Source organism: Verrucomicrobium sp. BvORR034, assembly GCF_000739635.1.
Taxonomy (GTDB): domain Bacteria; phylum Verrucomicrobiota; class Verrucomicrobiia; order Verrucomicrobiales; family Verrucomicrobiaceae; genus Verrucomicrobium.
In genome coordinates, this window is record NZ_BATQ01000057.1 from 1 (window position 1) to 873 (window position 873).

1 protein-coding gene is annotated in these 873 nt (G+C 60.3%); it reads right to left on the bottom strand.

The window, feature by feature from the left end; all coding sequences use genetic code 11:
• On the bottom strand, nt 1-598 hold a 598-nt coding region (locus BV034_RS10755), incomplete at its 3' end, for a sulfatase-like hydrolase/transferase (RefSeq protein WP_265592861.1).
• Between the last annotated feature and the right edge of the window lie 275 nt (nt 599-873).

An 873-nucleotide genomic window follows, 5' to 3' on the forward strand; every position in this document is an offset into this window, starting at 1 on the left:
CCGGTCGTTGGCGACGGGTAGCCAGCTCAAGGTGCGCGAATCGACCCGGCCCCTTGGCGTTGGGGGGCGCGATGGTATGGATCTCGTCTTCCACCTCCTTGTCCACCCCATGGGGATTGATGAATTGCTGCCACGACGGTGGATCGTCGAGGCCGCTCGTGCCGATCTCGCCAGGCACACCGTAGTGATACAGCTTGCCGACCCGGGCGGTAAAGAAGCCGGCGTTCTTGAACAATTGCGGCAGTGTCACCGTGTCGGGAACCTTGTCCCGAAAATGAGGGTGCACGTTGGGTTCGTCTGTATCCGCTTTTCTTCCTGGATTGCTTAGCACGCCGGTGGCGGAGGGTTTGCGTCCCGTGAGCAGGGAGGTCCGGCTTGGGCTGCACAACGGAAACTGGCAATACGTGGTCTCGAATCGGACACCTTGCTTGGCCAGCCGGTCAATGTTCGGAGATTTCACCAGGGGATGCCCATAGCATCCAAGTGATGTGTTCAAGTCGTCCGCCATGATGAGCAGCACGTTGCGCGGCTTGTCCGCCGCCGCTGCGGCGACGGTTGCAGCACCGAACAGGAAGACGAGCAAAGCGGAAAATTTCATCCGCCCGAGAACGAGCCTGCCGGCGAAATCTTGCGGGTTTGGTTTGCCAGTTTCTAAGGTGTTGTATCGGGTGCAAGTGGCCGAGTGGGGCGGCTTGGCCTCTTGTCGTGCGAGCGATGCCCCCTGACCGCGTTTTTACAAACGCAGCTACGAGTTGCTTCTGCTGCGGTGCGGGAGGGGGAAAGCTTGTGGATGCATTCGTGAGAATGCGTGGGTGCAGGTGGTCGTGTAGGGTGGCTTGGTCTTTTGTCTGGCAAGCGATGCCCCTGACCGCG